This window comes from Myxococcus vastator (assembly GCF_010894475.1).
Classification (GTDB): Bacteria; Myxococcota; Myxococcia; order Myxococcales; family Myxococcaceae; genus Myxococcus; species Myxococcus vastator.
Genome location: NZ_JAAIYB010000694.1, coordinates 1 through 2,961 on the forward strand (window position 1 = coordinate 1; position 2,961 = coordinate 2,961).

Sequence of the window (2,961 nt, forward strand, 5' to 3'; positions counted from 1 at the left end):
CCCCGTCGGCGCCCGCCCTGATTCCCCGTCCGGCGGCGGGAGCTGTCCGACGGGCCAGTGCGACCCCGACCCGAACGGCCTGGGCATCTACGTCACCGAGGGACACAGCTACTGCTTCTTCCATGAGAAGACGCCGGCGGCGTGCCTGGAGGGCTTCGTCAATACCCCCAAGGGCGTGGCGCTGCACGTGCGCTCCATGTACCAGAGGGACCAGACGCTCCAGCTCCCCCTGCACCTCCGGAACTCGGGCAAGCCCGAGGATGGGGCGCACCCGACCCTGGAGGCCATTCACGGCAACGCCCGCGACTTCTTCCTCGCCGTCCGCAAGGGGGACGAAGCCAAAAAGCTGCGGGGCGAGTCGGTGTCGCGGCTGGTGTTCGGGTTCAAGCTCCCGGTGCGCCTGGACGGCGTCATGGAGGGCCTCGCCTACGAGCTGTCGCTCGAACCCGTGTCCGGCAACCGCCTCGTCGTGCGCTACCGGCCCATGCCCAGCACCGTCTGGCTGCGGCAGTGCCAGTCGCCAGGGGACCAGAACGTCGCGTCCGTCCTCCTCCCGCAGCGCCAGGTCGACGGCCTGAACGCCGCGGTGCGGCCCCACGACGACACCCTCACCGTGGCGTGTGAGACAGGCGCGATTGGCGCATGCATGGACTGGGGCTACCAGCCGTGGACTCCCGAGACGCACCAGCCCGACGCGGACCGCGAGTTCGTCTACGGCGCCTGCCTCCAGGCCAAGCGCGCCGCCTACTTCGTGGGCCAGGGCGACTTGAGCACGTACACCGTCAGCGGCACGGAGATTCTCCGGCGCGACGCCCACGGGTTCGGGCGAGACAGCAACAACAAGCTCCAGGACCTCGGATACCTGGAGGCCCTGTGGAGCCCCCGGGGCGCGGAGTGCCTCAACCTGGCGAACCGTCGCGGCAGGGTGCCCATCCAGAATGGCCTCACGCTGCCAGCCTGCGGGCCGTCCCCCACATGGAGTTCCCAGGCGCGGCTCGCGACAGGCGTGGAGCAGCCCTCAAAGCCCTGAGTCCGGAGCCCCGGCGGCGCGAAGGGCAGCTTGCTCCGCGCCGTCCAGGGGGACCACGTAGCGGCTCAGCCAGGGCACCTGGGCCGTGGCGCGGCGCCACGCCGCGTCAGCCGCATAGAGGGACGCTTCCCACCCTACCGCCGGCCGCTGGCGCCGGGCACGCAGCAGCAACAGCGCGCCTCGCACGGCGTGGGCCTCCGGCAGCCCGGGGTCCAGCTTCAGCGCGAGGTCCACCTGCGCCAGTCCCTCCTCCACGAGAGCGGACGGCGCGCCGGTGTCCCGCGCCAGCCGCCAGGCCGCCCGGGCCAGGGTGAGGTGGCTGTCGTAGTAGGGGTAGAGCGACACGGCCCGCCGGGCCTCCGCGAGGGCCTTGCGCAGCAGGGCCTCACCGGAGCGTCCCTTGCGCCGCGCCTGCTCCGCCGCCGCCAGCGCCAGCTCCGCCCCCAGGCTCCGGCAGTCCGCGCAGGTGGGGCTCAGCCGGTACGCCTCCGCCAGCGCGCGCTGCCCGCTGGCGAGCGCCGCGCTCGCGTCACCCGCCCCGCGCGAGGCCTGGAGCGCTTCGAGCAGGTGCGCGCAGGCCGCATGGAGCCAGGCGCGGTCGGACCGGGCGTTGACGCCCCGGGAGCGCTCCGTCGCCTGGAGCGCGCGCGCCAGGGCCGGACGCGCGTCTCCGCCGGTCTCCAGGAGGTAGCGCGCGCGCGTGAGCTCCGCGGCGGCGGCATGGTCGTGGGCGGAGTGGAAGCGCTCGTCGAGCGTCAGCGCCTGCGTGCTGGCCTCCAGCGCCGCGCGCACGTCGGCCTCCGGGTCGCGCCCGCGGGAGAGCAGGAGGGCCGCCCGGGCGGCGTACAGCTCCGCGAGGTTGGAGTGGGCGAACAGGTAGTTCGGGTCCGCCTGGACGGCCCGCTGGAAGGCGCGCTCCGCGGCGGCGTAGGCCGGAAGCGGGTCCTGCCCGTGCTCCCGCTGATAGTTGCCCCGCCAGCGGTGCACGAGCCCCAGGTCGTTGAGGGCCCAGGGGTAGTGCGGCTCCAGCTCAATCGCCCGCTCCAGCCATTGAATGGCCTGTGCCCAGGACGCCTCGGGCGCCTCGCCCGCGCGCGCCTGGCGCAGGCCGCGCATGAAGTGGCTGTACCCCAGCGAGTCGTGCGCGAGCACGTTGCGCGGCTCCAACGTCCCTGCCCGGGAGGCCGCTTCCGTCCAGGCATCGAGCAGGGCCTCCGCGCCGCGCGCGTCCGACGCCCCCTGGAAGGTCACCGCGCGGTACTGGTTCATCAGCACCTGGGCCTTCTTCGTGTGGCCGGAGGCCCGGTCCGGGTCGGCCACGAGGCTCCGGTCCGCGGCGGCCTCCGCCTGGTCCAGCGCGGCCTTGCGTGAGCGCCCCTCCCGCTTGTCCAGCTCCGACAGTTGCAGCCACACCTCCGCGAGCGCCTCGTGGGCCCAGGCGTCGCTGCGCGCCAGCTCCACGGTCTGCTGATAACGGGACTCCGCCTCCATGAGCCCGGCCCGCGCGGCCGCGTAGTCCCCCTGCTCCAGCAAGGCCATGGCCCGCGCGAGCGCCACGTCCCCGGCGAGCTTGCGCACCTCCGGCATCCACGACGCCTGCGCCACGGCCTCGCTCACGGCCCGCTCCGCGCCCTCGTAGTCCTTGCGGTACAGCGCGATGAGCCCTTCGAGGTAGCGCGGCGACTCCAGCTCCACGCCGCCGCTGCGCTCCAGGGATTCGAGCGCGGGCGTCAGGTAGCGCGCCTCCAATTGCCGCCGCCGAGCGGCCACCCACGCCGCGCCGCCGCTGCGCCGCGCGTCCTCCACGGCCAGGCGGTACCGCTCCCCCAGCACCCGCCCCAAGGCGTAGTGGAGCCCCGGCGAGTCGACGCCCAGCTCGCGCGCCCGCGTCAGCTCCCGGTGCGCCTGCTCAAAGTCGCGCATCGCCAGGT

1 protein-coding gene and 1 pseudogene are annotated in these 2,961 nt (G+C 74.1%); one reads left to right on the forward strand and one right to left on the reverse strand.

The window, feature by feature from the left end:
- Positions 1–1,030: ADYC domain-containing protein (locus G4D87_RS36145; protein WP_240358889.1), on the forward strand; the 1,030-nt coding region annotated here is incomplete at its 5' end.
- Here the strand turns inward: G4D87_RS36145 and G4D87_RS36150 are convergent.
- Positions 1,019–2,961: pseudogene (locus G4D87_RS36150) on the reverse strand (serine/threonine protein kinase); the annotation flags it as partial. The gene G4D87_RS36145 and the pseudogene G4D87_RS36150 overlap by 12 nt on opposite strands.